This is a genomic window from Aeromicrobium sp., assembly GCF_047607065.1.
Taxonomy (GTDB): domain Bacteria; phylum Actinomycetota; class Actinomycetes; order Propionibacteriales; family Nocardioidaceae; genus Aeromicrobium.
In genome coordinates this window covers 66,270-84,406 of the sequence record NZ_JASGDU010000044.1, presented here as the reverse complement: position 1 = coordinate 84,406, position 18,137 = coordinate 66,270, and the positions used below count along the sequence as shown (strand labels likewise).

General features: G+C 70.2%; 19 protein-coding genes. 9 read left to right on the top strand and 10 right to left on the bottom strand.

Annotated features, from left to right (window positions below):
- Positions 1-70: 70 nt before the first annotated feature.
- The gene (locus tag QM597_RS06550) at positions 71-949 is read right to left on the bottom strand and encodes an A/G-specific adenine glycosylase (RefSeq protein WP_415004066.1); all 879 of its coding nucleotides are present in this window, start codon (positions 947-949) and stop codon (positions 71-73) included.
- Positions 950-1,022: 73 nt separating this feature from the next.
- Here QM597_RS06550 and QM597_RS06545 point away from each other — a divergent pair, with 73 nt between their 5' ends.
- Complete coding sequence (locus tag QM597_RS06545; protein WP_415004065.1) at positions 1,023-1,676, top strand: hypothetical protein; 654 nt, start codon at positions 1,023-1,025, stop codon at positions 1,674-1,676.
- 14 nt (positions 1,677-1,690) lie between these two features.
- On the opposite strand, the gene disA is transcribed toward QM597_RS06545, so the two are convergent.
- Positions 1,691-2,758: a DNA integrity scanning diadenylate cyclase DisA gene (gene disA, locus QM597_RS06540; protein WP_415004064.1), complete on the bottom strand. Its 1,068-nt coding sequence runs from the start codon at positions 2,756-2,758 to the stop codon at positions 1,691-1,693.
- A gap of 9 nt (positions 2,759-2,767) precedes the next feature.
- Complete coding sequence (gene radA / locus QM597_RS06535) at positions 2,768-4,153, bottom strand: DNA repair protein RadA (RefSeq protein ID WP_415004063.1); 1,386 nt, start codon at positions 4,151-4,153, stop codon at positions 2,768-2,770.
- A gap of 110 nt (positions 4,154-4,263) precedes the next feature.
- Between radA and QM597_RS06530 the strand changes: the two genes are divergently transcribed.
- Positions 4,264-5,901 (top strand): FMN-binding glutamate synthase family protein, encoded by a 1,638-nt coding sequence (locus QM597_RS06530; protein ID WP_415004062.1) that lies wholly within the window; start codon positions 4,264-4,266, stop codon positions 5,899-5,901.
- 3 nt (positions 5,902-5,904) lie between these two features.
- Here the strand turns inward: QM597_RS06530 and QM597_RS06525 are convergent, their stop codons facing one another.
- Complete coding sequence (locus QM597_RS06525; protein WP_415004061.1) at positions 5,905-6,543, bottom strand: VOC family protein; 639 nt, start codon at positions 6,541-6,543, stop codon at positions 5,905-5,907.
- A 137-nt stretch (positions 6,544-6,680) separates the two neighbouring features.
- The gene (locus QM597_RS06520) at positions 6,681-7,424 is read right to left on the bottom strand and encodes a hypothetical protein (RefSeq protein ID WP_415004060.1); all 744 of its coding nucleotides are present in this window, start codon (positions 7,422-7,424) and stop codon (positions 6,681-6,683) included.
- 64 nt (positions 7,425-7,488) lie between these two features.
- Here QM597_RS06520 and QM597_RS06515 point away from each other — a divergent pair, with 64 nt between their 5' ends.
- Together QM597_RS06515 and purU are read left to right on the top strand one after the other, a co-directional pair.
- Complete coding sequence (locus QM597_RS06515) at positions 7,489-8,397, top strand: Ppx/GppA phosphatase family protein (RefSeq protein ID WP_415004059.1); 909 nt, start codon at positions 7,489-7,491, stop codon at positions 8,395-8,397.
- Between the two features lie 8 nt (positions 8,398-8,405).
- On the top strand, positions 8,406-9,245 hold the full coding sequence (gene purU / locus QM597_RS06510) for a formyltetrahydrofolate deformylase (protein ID WP_415004058.1): 840 nt from the start codon (positions 8,406-8,408) through the stop codon (positions 9,243-9,245).
- Between the two features lie 208 nt (positions 9,246-9,453).
- Here the strand turns inward: purU and QM597_RS06505 are convergent, their stop codons facing one another.
- From QM597_RS06505 to proC, 3 genes are all read right to left on the bottom strand, one after another.
- Positions 9,454-10,344, bottom strand: a complete 891-nt coding sequence (locus QM597_RS06505; RefSeq protein WP_415004057.1) for a hypothetical protein — start codon at positions 10,342-10,344, stop codon at positions 9,454-9,456.
- Between the two features lie 78 nt (positions 10,345-10,422).
- Positions 10,423-11,604, bottom strand: coding sequence for an acetoin utilization protein AcuC (locus QM597_RS06500; RefSeq protein ID WP_415004056.1), 1,182 nt, complete (start codon positions 11,602-11,604; stop codon positions 10,423-10,425).
- 99 nt (positions 11,605-11,703) lie between these two features.
- Positions 11,704-12,501: a pyrroline-5-carboxylate reductase gene (proC, locus tag QM597_RS06495; RefSeq protein WP_415004055.1), complete on the bottom strand. Its 798-nt coding sequence runs from the start codon at positions 12,499-12,501 to the stop codon at positions 11,704-11,706.
- A gap of 89 nt (positions 12,502-12,590) precedes the next feature.
- Between proC and QM597_RS06490 the strand changes: the two genes are divergently transcribed.
- Complete coding sequence (locus QM597_RS06490; protein WP_415004054.1) at positions 12,591-13,550, top strand: bile acid:sodium symporter family protein; 960 nt, start codon at positions 12,591-12,593, stop codon at positions 13,548-13,550.
- A gap of 13 nt (positions 13,551-13,563) precedes the next feature.
- Here QM597_RS06490 and QM597_RS06485 read toward each other — a convergent pair whose 3' ends face one another.
- Both QM597_RS06485 and QM597_RS06480 read right to left on the bottom strand, forming a co-directional pair.
- Positions 13,564-14,199: a LysE family translocator gene (locus QM597_RS06485; RefSeq protein ID WP_415004053.1), complete on the bottom strand. Its 636-nt coding sequence runs from the start codon at positions 14,197-14,199 to the stop codon at positions 13,564-13,566.
- Positions 14,196-14,996, bottom strand: a complete 801-nt coding sequence (locus QM597_RS06480; protein WP_415004052.1) for a sugar phosphate isomerase/epimerase family protein — start codon at positions 14,994-14,996, stop codon at positions 14,196-14,198. Before QM597_RS06480 ends, QM597_RS06485 begins: the two co-directional genes overlap by 4 nt.
- 398 nt (positions 14,997-15,394) lie before the next feature.
- Here QM597_RS06480 and QM597_RS06475 point away from each other — a divergent pair, with 398 nt between their 5' ends.
- The 4 genes from QM597_RS06475 to QM597_RS06460 all read left to right on the top strand — a co-directional run bounded on the left by QM597_RS06475 (position 15,395) and on the right by QM597_RS06460 (position 18,071).
- The gene (locus tag QM597_RS06475) at positions 15,395-15,580 is read left to right on the top strand and encodes a helix-turn-helix domain-containing protein (RefSeq protein WP_415004051.1); all 186 of its coding nucleotides are present in this window, start codon (positions 15,395-15,397) and stop codon (positions 15,578-15,580) included.
- 96 nt (positions 15,581-15,676) lie between these two features.
- Positions 15,677-15,778: a 30S ribosomal protein bS22 gene (locus QM597_RS06470; protein ID WP_019143756.1), complete on the top strand. Its 102-nt coding sequence runs from the start codon at positions 15,677-15,679 to the stop codon at positions 15,776-15,778.
- Between the two features lie 11 nt (positions 15,779-15,789).
- Positions 15,790-16,764, top strand: coding sequence for an NAD-dependent epimerase/dehydratase family protein (locus QM597_RS06465; RefSeq protein ID WP_415004050.1), 975 nt, complete (start codon positions 15,790-15,792; stop codon positions 16,762-16,764).
- The gene (locus QM597_RS06460) at positions 16,761-18,071 is read left to right on the top strand and encodes a lysophospholipid acyltransferase family protein (RefSeq protein ID WP_415004049.1); all 1,311 of its coding nucleotides are present in this window, start codon (positions 16,761-16,763) and stop codon (positions 18,069-18,071) included. Before QM597_RS06465 ends, QM597_RS06460 begins: the two co-directional genes overlap by 4 nt.
- Positions 18,072-18,137: the final 66 nt, after the last annotated feature.

Below are 18,137 nucleotides of genomic sequence, written 5' to 3'. Positions count from 1 at the left end.
CACCTCAGGGACCGAGGCTCGCCTATTGGCGCATGCCCTAAGCCGGCAAATCTGGGGGAGCGGGCGGGGCCTAGAGCGTGAAGGTGCCGTCGGGGAGCGGGGTCACCAGGCCGTCGTCGATGAGCGAGTCCAGGCAGCGCTCGCGCTGGGCGACGTCGTCCCAGACGAGGTCGAGGTCGGCCTTGGGTACCGGATCAGCTGACTCGCGCAGCACCGCCAGGAGCCGGCCGCGCACCTGGCGGTCGGTGCCCGCCCACGCCTGAGCGCGCCGCGCCGGTCCGTCGTGCTCGGGGTAGCCGTCGGCGCGCCACCGGCATCGGCGGGCCACGGGACAGGCCTCGCAGCGCGGCGCGCGTGCCGTGCACACCACGGCACCGAGTTCCATCGTGGCCGCCGCCCAGCGGGGTGCGCCCTCCTCGGGCAGCAGCGCGGCGGCGAGGTCGCGCTCGGCGCGCGTCACCGACGTCGGCGGGTGCTGTACGCCGGTCACGACACGGGCCAGCACCCGGCGGACGTTCGTGTCCAGAACCGAATGACGCCGCCCGAACGCAAACGAGGCGATGGCCGCAGCCGTGTAGTCCCCGATGCCGGGCAACGCGATCAGTTCCTCGTATGTGCCGGGAACCGTTCCGCCGTGGCGCTCGACAATGCAGGTCGCAGCCCCGTGCAGGCGTTGCGCGCGGCGCGGATAGCCGAGCCGCCCCCACGCGCGGACGGCCTCGCCGACCGGTTCGCGGGCGAGGCCGGCGGGGTCCGGCCAGCGCTCCACCCACGCCTCGAACACCGGCAGCACGCGGGCGACCGGTGTCTGCTGCAGCATGAACTCCGAGACCATGACGCGCCACGGTGCCGGATCGGTGCGCCACGGCAGTGGCCTGGCCTCGGCGTCGAACCAGGTGCCGATGTCCTCGTGCAAGACGGTCGGGTCGGGAGCGGCAGGGTCGGTCATGGCAGGTCGATCCTGCCACGCGCGCGGGAGCGTCACGCCCGCCGCGAGGGTGATCGGCCGCTACGGTGGAGGGGTGAGTCGCCCGTTGCCGCCCGAGATCTATCGGCGCCGGCGCATTGTCGTCGGAGTCGCCGCGCTCGGCTTGCTCGTTATCGTCTGGCTACTGGGCCGCGCGCTCGTCGGCGGCGATGATGCCGAGCCGAAGCCGACGGCCACGGCGACCACAGCGCAGGACCTCCCCGAGGGGACCGTAGTGGCCAGCCTGACCACCGGCCAGAGTGCATGCGACCCCGAGAAGGTGCGGGTGACGCCAGCGGTCCCGGCCGACCAGCAGGCCGGCGGGCCGGTGACGGTCGTCCTGACGATCTCCTCGACTGCCTCGCAGGCGTGCGTCGTCGAGGCCAGCGCCGCGCAACTCGTCATCGTCATCGATAACGGCGACGGGCCGGTCTACGACTCCACCTCCTGCAACGCCTCGATGCTGTCCGGGCCGGTCTCGCTCAGCCCGCAGTGGGGCACCGTGACGACGGTGACCTGGTCGGGGCGGGTGTCGGGATTGACCTGTTCGGACTCGGAGGCTTTCGTTCCGGGCGGCGATTACACGATCAAACTCGGCACCCTGGGCGGAGAGCCGGGCGAGGCGAACTTCACGCTGGCCGACCCGCCCGCGACGCCGGAGCCGGTCCAGCCCGATCCGGCCGCCACCGCCACCCCCGCGCCCCAGTAGACGGTGCCACGCCTTCAGACGAAGCGGTCGAAGGTGCTGGACTCGGCGATGCGGGACAGCCCCTCGCGCAGGCTCTTGGCGCGCAGGTCACCCACGCCCTCGACCGCAGTGAGGTCGTCGACGGTGGCGTTGAGGAGCTTCTGTAGGGAGCCGAAATGCTCCACCAAGCGTTCGGCCACCGTCGGGGGGATGCGTGGCACGCGGGCCAGTAGCCGGTGACCGCGCGGTGAAATCGGCGCATCGAGGGTCGCCTCGGCACCGATGCGCAGCGCGCGGGCGATGCGGGCCAGGTCGACCAGGTCGCTGGGATTGACAGCCTCCAGAGCCGCGAGCACCTCGCTCGTTGGGCGTTCCCGCCGCCCTCGCGGCATGTAGTCGCTGATGAGCAGTTCGCGGTCGTGGTGGACGCCGCTGGTCAGCTCGTCGAGTTGCAGGGCCAATAGGCGGCCTTCGACGCCGAGTTCTAGGATGTAGGTGTCGACCTCGCGCGCGATGCGGTCGACCATCTCCATACGCTGCGCGACCTGGGCGACGTCGCGGACCGTGACGAGATCTTCGATCTCCAGGGCCGACAGCGCCTCGGCCACTTCGTCGAGTCGGTGCCGGTACCGCTCCAAGGTCTGCAACGCCTGGTCGGCGCGACCGATGATGGCTGCCGCTTCCTCCAAGACATGCCTGACGTCACCGGTGTACACCGCGATGGTGTGCATCGAGGCCGAGACCGAGATGACGGGGAAGCCGGTCTGCCGTGCCACGCGGTCGGCGGTGCGGTGGCGCGTGCCGGACTCAGCGGTGGAGATGGCCGGATCGGGCATGAGGTGGACCGCCGCCCGCAGGATACGCCGGGCCTGGGCGTCGAGGATGATCGCGCCGTCCATCTTGGCCAACTCGCGTACCCCGGTGGCCGAGAACGGTACGTCCAGCGCGAAGCCACCAGTCGAGATCGCCTCAACCTGCTCGTCGTGGCCCATGACAATCAGCGCGCCGGTGCGGCCGCGCAGGATGCGCTGCAAACCTTCACGCAACTCGGTGCCGGGCGCGACGGACGCCAGGACGGCGCGCAGATCGGGGTGGTTCGGCACGGTGCCAGTCTAGGGCTGATCGCCGCCGAGGGCCGCGCGGACGGCGGAACGGACATCGCCGACCGCCGCCACGCGCAGCCCGCTGGTCTGGTCGGCGGTTTCGCTGCCGGCCGGGACGACGGCGCGGCGAAAGCCGATACGAGCCGCCTCGCGCAGCCGGGCCGCCATCTCGCGCACCGGCCGGACCTCCCCGGCCAGGCCGACCTCCCCGATGACGACGAGGTCCGACGGGCAGGGCCGGTCGCGGGCAGCCGAGGCGAGCGCGACCGCAGTGGCCAGGTCGACCGACGGTTCGGTGAGCCGTGCGCCGCCGACCGAGGCCGTGTACACGTCGGACTGGCCGAAGTTCAGCCCGACATGCTTGTTGAGCACCGCCAGGATCATGGCGACGCGCGAGGAGTCCAGCCCGCTGGAGGTGCGGCGCGGATTGCCGCCGGCGGTGGCCGGCACAGTGAGCGACTGCACCTCGGCCAGCAGCGGGCGGCGTCCCTCCATCGTGACCGTGACGCAGGTGCCGGCGACCGGCCGCTCGTGGCGGGACACGAACAGCCCGGTGGGGTCGGGGACCTCGACGATGCCGTCGCCGGTCAGGTCGAAGCAGCCGATCTCGTCGACCGGGCCGAAGCGGTTCTTGACGGCCCGCAGCAGCCGCAGCCGGGAGGCGCGGTCGCCCTCGAACTGCAAGACGACATCGACCAGGTGCTCCAGCACGCGCGGCCCGGCCACGGTGCCGTCTTTGGTGACATGGCCGACGAGCAGTGTGGCGATATCGGCGGACTTGGCCCGCCCGATGACGGCCGCGGCCACCTCGCGGACCTGGGTGATGCCGCCGGGCACGCCGTCGACCTGGGCCGAGCCGATGGTCTGCACCGAGTCGACGATCAACAGGCTCGGCGCAACCTCGTCGACGTGCGTCAGCAGCGCCCCGAGGTCGGTCTCGGCGGCGAGGAACAACTCGTCGGCCAGGGCACCGGTGCGTTCGGCGCGCAGTCGCACCTGTGCCGCAGACTCCTCGCCCGTGACGTACAGCGTGCGCCGACCGGCTGACGCCCACCGCGCTGCGGACTCCAGCAGCAGCGTGGACTTGCCGACCCCCGGCTCGCCGGCCAGGAGCAGGACCGCCCCCGGCACGACCCCGCCGCCCAGCACCCGGTCCAGTTCGGCGATGCCCGAGGAGACGGCCTGCGCCTGCTCGGTGCGCACCTCGGCGATGGGCGTGGCCGGACGGGTGACCGCAGCCGCGACCGTGCGCCCCGCCGTGCGCTCGCCGCCGGCGACGTCGACGCTGCCCCACGCCTGGCACTCGCCGCAGCGCCCGGCCCACTTGCTCGTGGTCCAGCCGCACTCGGCGCAACGGTAGGCCGGGCGGGTGGCTTTGGTCTTGGCGGGAGGCACGAACGCCACGCTAGGCCACGGTGCCGACAGAAACGTTCGCCAAAGCCATGACAATCAGTGTGGCGCGGGCCACACTAGGGCGCGGGAGGGCCGAATCGTGAGGTGGCGATATGAAGCGAGTACTCGTCGTAGGCGCGGTCCTGATCGCCGGCGTCGCAGCGGTGGCCGCAGGCATCGGTTGGCGGCAGTGGTGGCTCGTCGCGGTGGGCACCGCCATCGTGGGGGCGTCCTTCATCGGGTTCCACGACCTGATGCAGGCCCACCACAGCATCACCCGCAACTACCCGATCATCGGGCACATGCGGTTCCTGCTCGAAGAGATCCGCCCCGAGATCCGGCAGTACTTCGTCGAGTCCAACACCGAGGGCAAACCCTACGACCGGGAGACTCGCGATCTCGTCTACGACCGTGCCAAGGGCAATCACGGCGAGGAGCCGTTCGGCACTCAGCGCGACGTGCAGGCCGTCGGCTACGAGTTCGTCGCACACTCGCTGCGAGCCAAGCCCAAGCCCGACGGCCCGCAGCCGCGGGTGCGACTCGGCGGTCCCAAGTGCACGCAGCCCTATGACATCGCCCTGCTCAACGTCTCGGCGATGAGCTTCGGGTCCATGTCGGCCAACGCCATCGAAGCACTCAACGGCGGGGCCGCGCTCGGCGGGTTCGCCCACGACACCGGGGAGGGATCGATCTCGCGTTATCACCTCAAGCGCGGCGGCGACCTCATCATGGAGGTGGCCTCGGGCTACTTCGGCTGCCGGACGCCGGAGGGGCGCTTCGATCCTGACAAGTTCGCCGAGCGGGCGCGGCTGGAGCAGGTCAAGGCGATCAACATCAAGGTGTCGCAGGGTGCCAAGCCGGGCCTGGGCGGCCTGCTGCCCGGATCGAAGGTCAACGCGGAGGTGGCCGAGGCGCGCGGCGTGCCTATCGGGACTACGGTCGTCTCCCCGCCGGTGCATTCGGCCTTCACCACGCCGCTGGAACTCATCGACTTCATCGACCAGCTGCGCGAGCTGAGCGGCGGCAAGCCGGTCGGCTTCAAGATCTGCATCGGGTCGCGGCGCGAGTTCCTGGCCATCGCCAAAGCGATGCTGGAACGCGACAGCGCGCCGGACTTCATCATCGTCGACGGCTCGGAGGGCGGTACGGGAGCGGGGCCGGTCGAGTTCGAGGACCACGTCGGGATGCCGCTGACCGAGGGTCTGATGTTCGTCCACAACACGTTGGTCGGCGTGGGCCTGCGCGACCGGGTCAAGATCGGTGCGAGCGGCAAGGTCGCCACCGGCATCGACATCGTCAAGCGCATCTGCCAGGGGGCCGACTTCACGCTGGCGGCGCGAGCCATGATGTTCGCCATCGGCTGCATTCAGGCGCAGAAGTGCCACACCAACACGTGCCCGGTCGGCGTGGCGACGCAGGACCCGTCGCGGGCGCGGGCGCTCGTCGTGACCGACAAGATGCACCGGGTTTTCCAGTACCAGGACAAGACGGTCAACTCCGCGCGGCAGATCGTCGCCTCGATGGGGCTGGACGACTTCGGCCAGCTCAACCCGCGCAAACTGTTCCGGCGTGTGGATCCGCAGGTGACCAAGACTTACCAGGACCTATTCGAGTGGCTCGATTCGGGACAACTGCTCACCGATCCGCCGGAGTCCTGGCAGCGGGACTGGCGCGAGGCCGTCGCCGACACCTTCGAGCCGGACAGCCACCGGGGGGAGTCGCAGCGCGCGATGGGCCGCAGCATCGACTGACGCTCAGATGCGGACGTCGCCGGCGGGGGTGCGGAAGGTGACCGCGAGGATGCCGGGCAGGCCGTTTGGCGCGGCCCAGTCGACGTCGATGGACTCCAGCGCCGTGAAGACCTCCTCGCCGAGCCAGTCGGCCACGCGCTGCGGGTCGCCGGCGATCTCCATCCGCACCAGTTCGACGTTCGACGGCGCGGCCTGCGACGGGTGTTCCTCGGCCGGGATGTCCCACCGGGTGACGTACGGCAACTGCGGGTCGGCCTTGATCGTGCTGGTCCCGATCTGCTGCCATTCCAGAAGGAATCCGTCCGGGCGATGCCGGCTGCCAGGTACGGCGTGGCGTCCCATGCGCTTCTCGACCGCCGCGAGATCGTCGGTGGACACGCACCAGTGCAGCCAGCCGCCGCCGGCCTCGGAACGCTCGCGCACGGCCTGCCCGAAGGCGGCTTTTTCGGCGGCCGGATGATCGAGAACCTCGACCACTTCGAGGTACTGGCGGTTAGTCAGCGGCAGGATCCGGTTGCGGGTGCCGAAGCGCGGATGCACGCCGCCGTCGACGAAGGTCGCGCCCAGGAGAGCGCCGAGTTTCTCGGCCGTGTCGTCGAGTCCGGCCGGTCCCACGGCGAACGTCACATGATCGAGGTGCATGGCTCCAGTCTTGCCCGCAAGCCGGCCCTGCGGCTCGTGAGGGTGTCCTTAGAGGATGCGCGGATGGGCGCTGGCACCTCAGGACCCGGCTTCGCCTGCCTGCAGAGCCTCTGAGGCACCTGCGGATTCGTGCGGCCTTACCGGGGGAGGGAGGCGGGGTGGGGTTGGGGGAGGCCGCCGCGCTCGAAGGCCTCGCAGTGCTGGGCCAGCAGCGCGTAGCCGGCCTCGCCCATGAGCGCGGTCAACTCGGCGCGGTTCGACCGGTAGACCGGCTCGCGGCCGACATGCGCCTCAGTGTTCGACGTGCAATACCAGTCGAAATCGTGGCCGCCCGGACCCCAGCCCGCGCGTGTGTACTCGCCGATCGTGACCTCGGTGTACTCCTCGCCGTCGCCGGGGTCGACCTCTCGGTAGCCCCGGCGCAGCGGCAGCTGCCAGCACACCTGCGGCTTGGTCTCCAACGGCTCGACGCCCTCGGCCAGCGCCAGCCCGTGCAGCGCGCAGCCGTAGCCGCCCGCGAAGTCCTTCGAGTTGTGGAACACGCACGCCCCGTCGACCGTGAGTGTCTTGAGATCGCCCTCCTCGTCGCGCTCGGTCCAGCCGCCCGCGTGACCCTCGTGATAGCGCTCCCACTGTTCGGGCGTCAGCCGCTTGACGAAACCCGCCACGGTCTCGTAGTCCTCGTCGTCGGCGAAGTGCGCACCGTGCGAGCAACAGCCCGCGTCGGGGGTGCTCTCGTAGATGCCCGGACAGCCCTGACCGAAGATGCACGTCCAGCGCGAGGTGAGCCAGGTCAGATCGCAACGGAAACGCTCGGCATCGTCGTCGGGGTTGGCGAACTCCACCCACGAACGGGGGAAACCGAGATCGACTTCTGGCATGGTGACGGCCACTCTACGACCCGTTCGCTGTCGGTGGAAACAGCGTGCATGGAAGCATGTCCCCATGCGCATGGGCGTCCTCGACATCGGATCGAACACCGGCCACCTGCTCGTGGTCGACGCATTCCGCGGCGGTCCGCCCGTTGCGGCCTACTCCTACAAGGAGCCGCTGCGGCTGGCGCAGCACCTGGAGGACGATGCGGTCAGCGACGATGGACGCCGCCGCCTGGTGGCGTTCTGCCAGGAGGCGCAGCGGGTCGCCGAGGACCAGGGCTGCGCCGAAGTCATGGCCTTCGCGACCTCCGCAGTGCGCGAGGCGACCAACGGCGAAGAGGTGATCGCCGAGGTCAATGCGGCTACGGGTCTGGACCTGCAGGTGCTCGCCGGCGACGACGAAGCGCGCCTGACCTTCCTCGCGGTGCGCCGCTGGTTCGGCTGGTCGTCGGGACGGCTCGGCGTGTTCGACATCGGCGGCGGTTCCCTGGAGATCGCCACCGGTGCCGACGAGACGCCGGACGTCGCCTACTCGCTGCCGTTGGGTGCCGGCCGCCTGACACGGGACTGGATCGACGCCGGACGCGACGTGGACGATCTGCGCAAGTACGTCCGCGCCCAGATCGCCGACCAGGCCGGCGCCGTGCTGCGGGTCGGCGGCTTCGACCACGCCGTCGCCACCAGCAAGACCTTCCGGTCGCTGGCGCGGGTGTGCGGTGCCGCGCCGTCCGCCGAGGGTCCCTTCGTGCGCCGCAGCCTGGCGCACGCCGACCTGGTGGACCTCGTCGAGCGGTTGCGGGACCTCGACGACGACGCCGTAGCCCAGTTGCCCGGCGTCTCGGCCGACCGGGCGCATCAACTGTTCGCGGGTGCGCTCGTCGCCGACGCCACGATGAGCCTGTTCGGGCTGGATAGCCTGGAGGTCTGTCCGTGGGCGTTGCGCGAAGGCGTCCTCCTCGAACGTATCGATCACCTGTGAGGCCCGCCATGCCATCGACTGTCGTTCTCACCCTCACCTGCCCGGACCGCCCCGGCCTGGTCTATGCCGTGACCCGGTGGATCGCCGAGTCCGGCGGGAACATCCTCGACAGTCAGCAGTTCACCGACACCGCCGACGGTGAGTTCTTCCTGCGAGTGCATGTCGACCACCCGCAGCCGGTCGGCGAGTTGCGGGCGTCCTTCGCTGCGGTGGCCGGTCAGTATGCGATGCGCTACCGGCTCGTCGTGGCCGAGCAGCCGACGCGCACGCTGGTCATGGTCTCGAAGGAGGGGCACTGCCTCAACGACCTGTTGTATCGGCAGAGCACGGGGGCGCTGCCCATCGTCGTGCCTGCGGTCGTCTCGAACCACCGGGATCTGGAACGGCTCGCGGCAGCCTACGACGTGCCCTTTCACCACCTTCCGGTGACCGATAAGGACGCGGCCGAGGCCGCGCTGCTGCGGCTCGTGGACGAACTGGACGTCGAGTTGGTCGTGCTCGCGCGGTACATGCAGATCCTCAGCAACGGCCTGTGCGAGGCCTTGGCCGGTCGCGCGATCAACATCCATCACAGTTTCCTGCCGAGTTTCAAGGGGGCGCGGCCTTATCACCAGGCGCACGACCGGGGCGTGAAGTTGATCGGTGCCACCGCGCACTACGTGACCGGCGACCTCGACGAGGGGCCGATCATCGATCAGGAGGTGCAGCGCGTCGACCACAGGATGACGCCGGTCGACCTCGCGCGGGTGGGCCGTGACGTGGAGGCTCGCACGCTGTCGCGGGCCGTCGCGCTGCATGCAGAGTCACGTGTCCTGCTCAACGGTCCCCGCACGGTCGTCTTCGACTGAGAGCGAGAACCCGGTCATTGTCCCCCGCAAGCGGGAGGTGCCCCCAGCGCGAGCTTGCGAGCCGGGTCCTGAGGTGCTGCGACGAAGGAGCAGCCTCGAAGGGCGAAATGACCCACCACCGCAGGCTTCGAGGCTCGCTCGTTCCTCGCTCGCACCTCAGCCGACGGGACCTGCGGGTGGAACTCCTGAGCGTTCGTCTGCTGTGCGCTCAGGCGGCGAAGTCGTCGAGGGTGGAGGCGATGACGGCTTCGCCGAGCCAGGTGTCGAGCCGGTCGAGATCGGTGGTGGCGAGGATGCGTTCGCGCAGGTCGTCGGGCACGGCAAAGCCGCGAGCCTCCAGAACCTTGAGGATGTCGGCCGCCTTGGCCTCGGCAGCGCCCTTGCGCCAGCCGCGCTCGTGAATGCGCTGGTTTTCGTCGCTGAGCCAGACGCGGGGGATCTCGGTGGTGGTCATGTGATTTCTCCAAGCCTCATAGGTGGCGTGCTGCATGACGACTTTGATGACGTCATGGTAGGCGATCGCACGGTCGATGCCCAGCGTTGCGGTCAGGGCCGCTAGGGCGGCATCGAAGGCCGGAAACGCCGGCTTCAGATCGGCTTGCCGATGGTGGGCGAGGGCCGACAGGATCACCCGCTCGGGTTCGCGTGCGGCGATATCAGGGTCGACGATGAGGGGAAGGTCGTCGGAGGTGACGATCAGCGGGCGCAGGAGGGAACTGATCCCGTCGTCGGCCAGCATGGCCCGGTAGCGGGCACCGAGCCTCGGGTCGGGGCAGTACACGACGAGCGCCGCCGGGGCGCGGACCTCGTGTTCGAGGTGGGCGAGGTAGAGCCGCCAGGTGAGGCGCTTGTCGGCGTCCCACGACCGCTGAACCTCGAAGATCACCGACAACACCGCCGCGCCGTCGCCATCGGAGTAGACGAAGGCGGCATCGGCGTGAAGCGTGCGTGCTTCCAGGACGCGGGAGGACTCGGCGAAGGCCGTCGCGCTCACGCATGCCGACACGTCCACGTCGAACAGGTCGGCGAGCAGTCCGGTGACCAGGTGCGGGGCGAGCCGCACCAGTTCGATCGCGGCTTCGTGCTCGGTCGAGGGCATGCGCCTCACCCCACCGCACTGCGGCCGATCTGTCACACCGCTTTTCCACAGCCCGCAGCGGTGTGCTTGCTGAACCGCTCAGTACGAGGGGTCGAGGCCGAGGAGGGGGAAGACGGCCTGGCGGGAGGCCTGGATCGACCGGTCGAGCCAGCTGGCCGGGTCGAAGCCGTTCTCCCACGGCCGGTAGCCGGTCGTGCGCCCGTCGCTCATCCGCACCGGCGCGGCGACGCCCCGGTGTACCCGGACGAAGTCCTGCCAGTCCGCCGGGGTCGCCGCGTCGGGGTCGACCGGCCGGCCCGCGACGATGCCGAGCAGGTGCGACCACGCCCGCGGCACGACATCGCTGATCGCGTAGCCGCCGCCGCCGGTCGCCACCCACTTGCCGCCGCACAACTCCTCGGCCAGGTCGTGCAGCACGAGGTAGGACTGTCGCTGGCCGTCGACGCTGAGCATGAGGTTCGTCAGCGGATCGTCCATGTGCGAGTCGCAGCCGTGCTGGGTCACGAGGATCTGCGGGGCGAACTCGCGCAGGACCGGCGGCACGACGGCGTGGAAGGCCCGAAACCAGCCCGCGTCGGAGGTGCCGGGCGGTAGCGGGATGTTGACCGCGCTGCCGGGCGCCCCCGGCCCGCCGGTCTCGGTGGAGAACCCGGTGCCGGGGAACAGCGTCTGCGGGCCTTCGTGGATCGAGATCGTCAGTACGCGGGGGTCGTCCCAGAACATCGCCTGGACGCCGTCGCCGTGATGGGCGTCGACATCGACATAGGCGATCCGCTCGGCACCGTGATCGAGCAGCCAGCGGATCGCCAGTGCGATGTCGTTGTAGATGCAAAAACCGCTGGCCCGGTCCGGCATCGCATGGTGCAGGCCACCGGCGATGTTGGCCGCGCGCGGTGCCTGCCCGGTCCACACCCGCCGGGCCGCCTCGACGCTCGCGCCGGCGACGAGCGCACTGACCTCGTGCATGCCGGCGAAGACCGGATTGTCGTCGCTGCCCAGACCGGCGGCCAGGTCCTGATGGATCGGATGGGCACTGAGCTTCTGCACCCGTTCGATGTAGCCCGGCGCGTGGATGGCGGCGAGGTCGTCGCTGGAGGCGGGGGACGCCGCAACGGTATCGAGCGCGTCGAGCACGCCCAGCCCCCCGGCGAGCTGCATCGTCAGCGCTACCCGGATCGGGGCCAGAGGATGCGTCGGCCCGAAGTCGTAGGACGTGACCTGGTCGTCGAAGACGATGCACGCGCGGGGACGCTCACTCACGTCACGAGCCTAGCCCCGCCCGCGCCGGGCACCGTTCGGGCGTGGGCTGACGGTGGAGGTCCCTTCGAGGCCGCTCGTTCCTCGCGGCGTTCTGCGGACTCAGCCGGACAGCTCGGCCGAGCGGCGGGTGGCCGCCCGCATGCCTGCCCGGATGCCGGCTCCGACGCCCTCGGCCTCGAAGGTCTCGATGGCTGCGGCGGTCGTGCCGTTCGGCGAGGTCACCCGCCTGCGCAGCACTGCCGGTTCGTCGCCGGTGCCCTCCAGGAGCGCGGCCGCGCCGACGAGGGTCTGCGTGGCCAGGGTCCGCGCGATTTCGGGGGCCAGCCCGGCCTCCAGGCCCCCGGCGATCATCTGCTCGACGAGATAGAACACGTACGCCGGACCCGAGCCGGAGACCGCGGTCACGGCGTCCTGATGGGTCTCGTCCACGGTGACCACGCGCCCGCCCGAGGAGAGCAGGTCGCAGACGGCTCGCAGGCGCGCCTCGTCACAACCGGTCCCCGGCGAGGCCGCGAACATGCCTTCCCCGACGAGGGCGGGGGTGTTGGGCATGACCCGCACGACTGCGGTGCCCGGAGGCAGGGCCTGCTCGAAGGTGGAGGTCCGGACTCCGGCGGCGATGGAGACCACGACGGCCTCGGGGCTGATCGCCGGCCCGACCTCGGCCAGCAGGGCCGCGACGTCCTGCGGTTTGACGGCCACGACGACCACATCGGCACCCCGCACCGCCTCGACGGCCTCGGCGATCACTACGCCGTGCGTCGCGCGCAGTTGCTCGGCCCGTTCCGGGGAGCGCTCCCGCACCCGCACCTGTGCCGGATCCTGCCCGCCGCGAATCATCGCCGACAGAATCGACTCGCCCATGACCCCTGCGCCGAGAAAAGCGATCACCGTCATGGTGTCCAGCCTAAAGACCCCGTGGCCCGCTGCCCGAGGAGGTGCCGTGTGACGAGTCGCCGATGGGCCATCGCCGTAGAGTGCGGGCCATGCGTTGGGACCCCTTCCTCGGCTTCCTCGTCGGCGTCGCCGTGGTGGGGACGCTGTTCCCGGCCACCGGGGTGGCGTTGGAGGCGGCCCAGCTCGTCCAGGTGGTCGCCATCGGGCTGCTGTTCTTCCTCTACGGCGTGCGGCTGTCGGCCGCCGAGACGCTGCACAACCTGCGTCACTGGCGGCTTCAGGTGGCGATTCTGGCGACGACGTTCGCGGTTTACCCGCTGGTCGGGGTCGCGGTGCGGCAACTGCCGGAGGCGGTTCTGGCCGAGCCGCTGTCCCTCGGGGTGCTCATGCTGTGCATCGTGCCGTCGACGATGCAGGGCTGCGTGGCCTTCACCCGCATCGGCGGAGGCAACACCGCTGCGGCGGTCGTCAGCGCGTCGCTGTCGAACCTGCTCGGCGTCTTCCTCGTCCCGGCGTACGTGATGCTGCTCATCGGGGCGCAGGCTCAGGTGACCGGCGAATCGGTGCTGCGCATCGTCGGTCAGCTGCTCGCGCCCTTCATCGCCGGGCAGCTGCTGCGCCCGCTGTTCGGGGCGGCGGTGGAGCGCAACGAGGGCTGGCTGCGGCACGTCGACCGCGGAGCCATCCTCGTGGTCGTGTTCGTGGCCTTCAGCGAAGGGAGCCAGGCGGGCATCTGGTCGGCCGTACCCGCGCGGTCCTTCGCGGTCGTCGCCCTGGTGTGCGTGCTGTTGCTGGCGGCGGCCTTCGCCTGGACGGCGACATTCGGGCGCTGGTGCGGTTTCTCGCGCGAGGACCGGATCGCTCTGCTGTTCTGCGGCTCGACCAAGAGCCTGGCCAGCGGCCTGCCGATGATCTCGGTGCTGTTCCCGGGGCCTTCGGCGGCGCTCATCGTCATGCCGCTGATGCTCTACCACCAGGTGCAGTTGATCGTCAGCTCGATCGTGGCCGACCGCCTGGGCCGGTCCGACCCCTCCAGCGCCGTGCCGTAGAAGCAGTCCGGCTTCAGTCGTGAGAGGTGACGGCCAGGGCGATCCCCAGGCCGATCATCGAGATGCTGCCGACCGCGCCCAGCGCCTCGCCGCGCCGGGGTGAGCGGGCGAACCAGTCCCGCAGGCGGCTGGCCAGCAGCGCCCACACGGCGTCCGAGACCAACCCGATCAGCACCGCCACGAGGCCGAGCAAAAGCATCTGCCCGGCCAGGTGCCCGGCCTCGATGTCGACGAACTGCGGCAGGAGGGCGGCGAAGATCGTCAACCCCTTCGGGTTGCCGATCCCGACGAGGAAGCCCTGCCGGATCGCCGCAGGGACCGCCGGGACGCCGCGCACCGGCCGGCCGTCCTCGCCGAAGCGGTCGCGGTGGCGCAGCGCCTGGATGCCGAGCCACACGAGATAGGCCGCGCCGGCGAGCTTGATCGTGGTGAAGACCGCCCACGATTCGGCCGCGACGGCGCCCAGGCCGAACGCGACCAGGACGACGAGCATGCTCAGGCCCAGGGAGTTGCCCGCCACGCTCGCCAGGGCGACCGTGCGGCCGTGGGCCAGCGCCCGGCCGACGACGAACACGACGCTCGGCCCCGGGATCGCGATGAGCACGAACGCCGCGAGGCCGAAGGACAGCGCTTGTTCGGGGGAGATCACGGGCCGCTCTGGCCCAGGTGGGTCCGGCAGAACTCGAGCGCCTCGGTGAGGTCGTGCTCGCGCGTCTGCGTGTCGGGGGCTTTGCGGGTGTTGACCTCGATGACGACCTCGCCGGTGAAGCCCTGGCGTGCGATCTCGGCCAGGAACTCCGCGCACGGCTGGGTGCCGCGGCCCGGGATGAGGTGTTCGTCCTTGGCGCTGCCTGCGCTGTCGGCCATGTGGACGTGGGCCAGGCGCGGGCCGAGGTCGCGCACCATCTGGACCGGATCCTGCTTCGCCGTGCCGCTGTGCGACAGGTCGACGGTGACGTGGGCGTAGTCCTGGCCTACCGGGTCCCAGTCGGGCGCGTAGGCCTGGAAGGCGCGCCGCCCGGTGCGCCACGGGTACATGTTCTCGACCGCGTAGACGATGCCGTGCTGCTGTTCCAGCTCCGCCACACCCTCGACGAAGGCCGCAGCGTATTCGCGCTGCCAGCGAAACGGCGGATGGACCACGACGGTCTCGCAGCCCACGGCGCGGGCCATGTCGGCGGAGCGGTGCAGCTTGCCCCACGGCTCGGTGCCCCACACCCGCTGGGTCAGCAGCAGCGTCGGCGCATGGACCGAGACGACCGGGATCTCGTGGAACTGCGAGAGCCGGGCGACGGCCTCGATGTCGGTGCTGATCTCGTCGACGCCGACCATGATCTCCACGCCGTCATAGCCGAGCCGCGCGGCGGTCTCGAAGGCGCTGGCCGTCGATCCGGGGTACAGCGAGGAGGTCGACAGCGAGACACGGACGGGGGGAACAGCAGCCACGGCCTCCAGCCTAGAGGGCCGCGCGCCCACTCGGTGACATCCGGCGACGCAGGGACCCGGATGCCCGGTCTCTGAGGTGCGCCCTTGGAGGCTCCGGCCGCAAGCGGCCTGCGTACCTCAGGACTTGCGAGGAACGAGCGAGCCTTGAAGAGGGGCCGCAACGACCGGGTCCGCTCGCCGACGAGGACCCTCGGTCGGTGGTCGGTGGTCGGTGGTCGGTGGTCGGTGGTCGGTGGTCGGTGGTCGGCGAGCACGCGAGGTCTGCGGGCGGGGTGATTTCGGACGATCCTTGTGGCCGGGGTGCCGGAGCGACTAGGCTGACCTGTCAGGCACGCGCGTTGCCTCTCCGGTGGGGAAGCCGGAGGGCGCGCGTGCTCTCGTAGTGAGAGGAGACACGCATGGTGTCCGCAGGCGAGTTCTTGACGATTGCCGAAGTTGCGGAACAGATGCGTGTCTCGAAGATGACGGTGTACCGCCTGGTTCACGGCGGGCAGCTCAATGCCGTCCGAGTGGGCCGCTCTTTTCGCGTGCCGCAGAACGCCGTCGACGACTTCATCGAGCGGTCCTTCTACGAAGCCGGCTGAACGCCGCGTCGTCTCATGGCGCTGGCGGGTGTCGGGCCATTGAGGCCGGCCCGGTAGGCTGAGTCGTCACGTTCCATATACGACCAGGGGATCTCCGTGGGTTCTGTCATCAAGAAGCGCCGCAAGCGCATGTCGAAGAAGAAGCACCGCAAGATGCTCAAGCGCACGCGCGTGCAGCGCCGCCGCCTCGGTAAGTAATCCGCCGGCGCATGGACACCAAGGTCGTTCTCGTCACGGGGGTGTCGGACTCGTTCGCCACGCTGGTGGCGAGGAGCCTGGCCGACGACCCGGCGGTCGGCAAGGTCGTCGGGGTCGACACGGTGCTGCCGTCCGGTGACCTGACGGGCGTCAAGTTCGTTCGCGCCGACATCCGCACGCCGGTCATCGGCAAGGTCATCGCGGTCGAGGACGTCGACACCGTCGTCCATCTCGATCTCAGCCCGCAGATGCGTGGGCGCGGCGGCGGCAAGGAACTGAACGTCATCGGCTCGATGCAACTGCTCGCCGCATGCCAGCGTTCTTCGACGGTGAGCAAGTTCGTGCTCGGCTCCTCGACGGCCGTGTACGGCGCTTCGCCGCGTGATCCGGCGCTGTTCCGCGAGTCCACCAGTGCCCGCGGCGGTACCAAGAGCGGTTTTCCCAAGGACATCTCCGAGGTCGAGACGTACACGCGCGGGTTCGCGCGCCGCCGCCCCGATGTGCTCATCACGACTCTGCGGGCGGCCTCTCTGCTCGACGCGCGGCACTTCTCGCCCATGGCGCAGTACCTGCGCAGTGCGGTGCTGCCGGCGGCGCTGGGCTACGACCCTCGGCTGCAGTTCGTCCATGTGCAGGACCTGCTGGAGATCATCGTCGAGTCGGTCCGCCACGACCGTCCCGGCACCTTCAACGTCGCCGGCGACGGCGTGATGATGCTGTCGCAGGTGGCCCGCCGTCTCGGACGACCCATCGTGCCGCTGCCGGCCCTCGGATTCGCGGGGGCGGCGCGAAGGGTGCTGCGCGCGGTCGGATCGGACATCTCCCCGGACCTGCACCGCCTGCTCATGTACGGACGTGTGGTCGACACCACAGCGCTGCGCGAGATCTTCGGCTTCGAGATGACCTACACCACCGAGCAGATCGTCGATCAGTTCCGTTCGGCCATCCGTCCCGGAGTGCTGTCGGTCGTGGGAGGCAGGACATGAGCGAAGACACCCGCAAGAACATCGGTGCGCGTTCGGCCAAGCCGCAGTCGGGGCGCACGTCGCCGTCGGCGGCGGCGCGTTCGCTCGTCGGCGATACGCCCAAGAAGAAGACCCCGGTCACGAAGGCCTCGGAGGTCAAGAAGGCCGCCGCAGCGAAGGAGGCCGACCCCGGCACCGCCAAGGCTCCTGCAGCCAAAAAGGCCGGGCCGGCCAAGAAGCCCGCTGCGGCGAAGAAGACCGCTGCCAAGAAGGCTGCCCCGGCCAAGAAGACCACCCCCAGCGCGTCGGCGCGCAGCACCGCAACGGGCACCCGCTTGCGGGCCGTCACCGACGACGATGCGGCGCGCGTGGCCGCCGAGGCCGCCCAGGAGGCGCAGCGCCGGACCCGCACGGCCGGTCCGGCACCCGCAGCCGCAGGCATCCCCCTGGACGAGGTCGCCAGTGCCGTCATCCAGGCCACCCAGCGCGTGTTCGGCACCGACTGGGACAAGCGCGTGGCGACGCTGTTCGCCGCGCTGCGCCGCCGCCTGAGCGGCGATTACGAGGTCGACGAGTTCGGCTTCGACCCGCAGATCACCGATGTCCTCGTGGGAGCCGTCGAGCCGCTGGCCGAGAAGTGGTTCCGACTCGAGGTACGCGGTGTCGAGAACATTCCGGCCACCGGCGGTGCGCTGCTCGTGGCCAACCACTCCGGCACGGTGCCCATCGATGGCCTCATCACGGGCTATGCGGTCAAGAAGTACGCCGGACGCAATCTGCGCCCGCTCGGTGCCGACCTGGTCTTCTCGCTGCCGTTTGTGGGTCAGGTGGCCCGCAAGGTGGGCGCGACGCTGGCCTGCACCGAGGACGCCGAGCGGCTGCTGTCCAGCGGCGAGCTGGCTGGTGTGTGGCCCGAGGGTTTCAAGGGCATCGGCAAGCCCTACGCCGAGCGGTACAAGCTGCAGCGCTTCGGCCGCGGCGGCTTCGTGTCGTCGGCGATGCGCGCCCAGGTGCCGATCGTGCCGGTGTCCATCGTCGGCGCGGAGGAGATCTACCCGCTGATCGGCAACGTACCGTCGCTCGCGCGTCTGCTCGGGGTGCCGTACCTGCCGATCACGCCGTTCTTCCCGTTGCTCGGCCCGCTGGGCCTCATTCCGCTGCCGAGCAAGTGGATCATCGAGTTCGGCGAGCCGATCCGTACCGACGCCTACGAGCCGGAGTCCGCCGAGGACCCGATGCTGCTGTTCAACGTCACCGACCAGGTGCGCGAGACCATCCAGCAGACGCTCTACTCGCTCCTGGTCGACCGCGGCAGCGCCTTCTTCTGATCGGTTCTGCAGGTAGGTCCCGCTGGCTGAGGTGCGCCCTTCGAGGCCGCTCGTTCCTCGCGGCAC

What these genes read in the sequence shown, in the direction of transcription:
- QM597_RS06490 (WP_415004054.1), top strand. Translation starts at nt 12,591, where the DNA reads ATGCGTTGGGACCCCTTCCTCGGCTTCCTCGTCGGCGTCGCCGTGGTG.
- QM597_RS06530 (WP_415004062.1), top strand. Translation starts at nt 4,264, where the DNA reads ATGAAGCGAGTACTCGTCGTAGGCGCGGTCCTGATCGCCGGCGTCGCA.
- proC (WP_415004055.1), bottom strand. Translation starts at nt 12,501, where the DNA reads ATGACGGTGATCGCTTTTCTCGGCGCAGGGGTCATGGGCGAGTCGATT.
- QM597_RS06525 (WP_415004061.1), bottom strand. Translation starts at nt 6,543, where the DNA reads ATGCACCTCGATCATGTGACGTTCGCCGTGGGACCGGCCGGACTCGAC.
- QM597_RS06515 (WP_415004059.1), top strand. Translation starts at nt 7,489, where the DNA reads ATGCGCATGGGCGTCCTCGACATCGGATCGAACACCGGCCACCTGCTC.
- QM597_RS06465 (WP_415004050.1), top strand. Translation starts at nt 15,790, where the DNA reads ATGGACACCAAGGTCGTTCTCGTCACGGGGGTGTCGGACTCGTTCGCC.
- QM597_RS06475 (WP_415004051.1), top strand. Translation starts at nt 15,395, where the DNA reads ATGGTGTCCGCAGGCGAGTTCTTGACGATTGCCGAAGTTGCGGAACAG.
- purU (WP_415004058.1), top strand. Translation starts at nt 8,406, where the DNA reads ATGCCATCGACTGTCGTTCTCACCCTCACCTGCCCGGACCGCCCCGGC.
- QM597_RS06460 (WP_415004049.1), top strand. Translation starts at nt 16,761, where the DNA reads ATGAGCGAAGACACCCGCAAGAACATCGGTGCGCGTTCGGCCAAGCCG.
- QM597_RS06550 (WP_415004066.1), bottom strand. Translation starts at nt 949, where the DNA reads ATGACCGACCCTGCCGCTCCCGACCCGACCGTCTTGCACGAGGACATC.
- QM597_RS06505 (WP_415004057.1), bottom strand. Translation starts at nt 10,344, where the DNA reads ATGCCCTCGACCGAGCACGAAGCCGCGATCGAACTGGTGCGGCTCGCC.
- QM597_RS06520 (WP_415004060.1), bottom strand. Translation starts at nt 7,424, where the DNA reads ATGCCAGAAGTCGATCTCGGTTTCCCCCGTTCGTGGGTGGAGTTCGCC.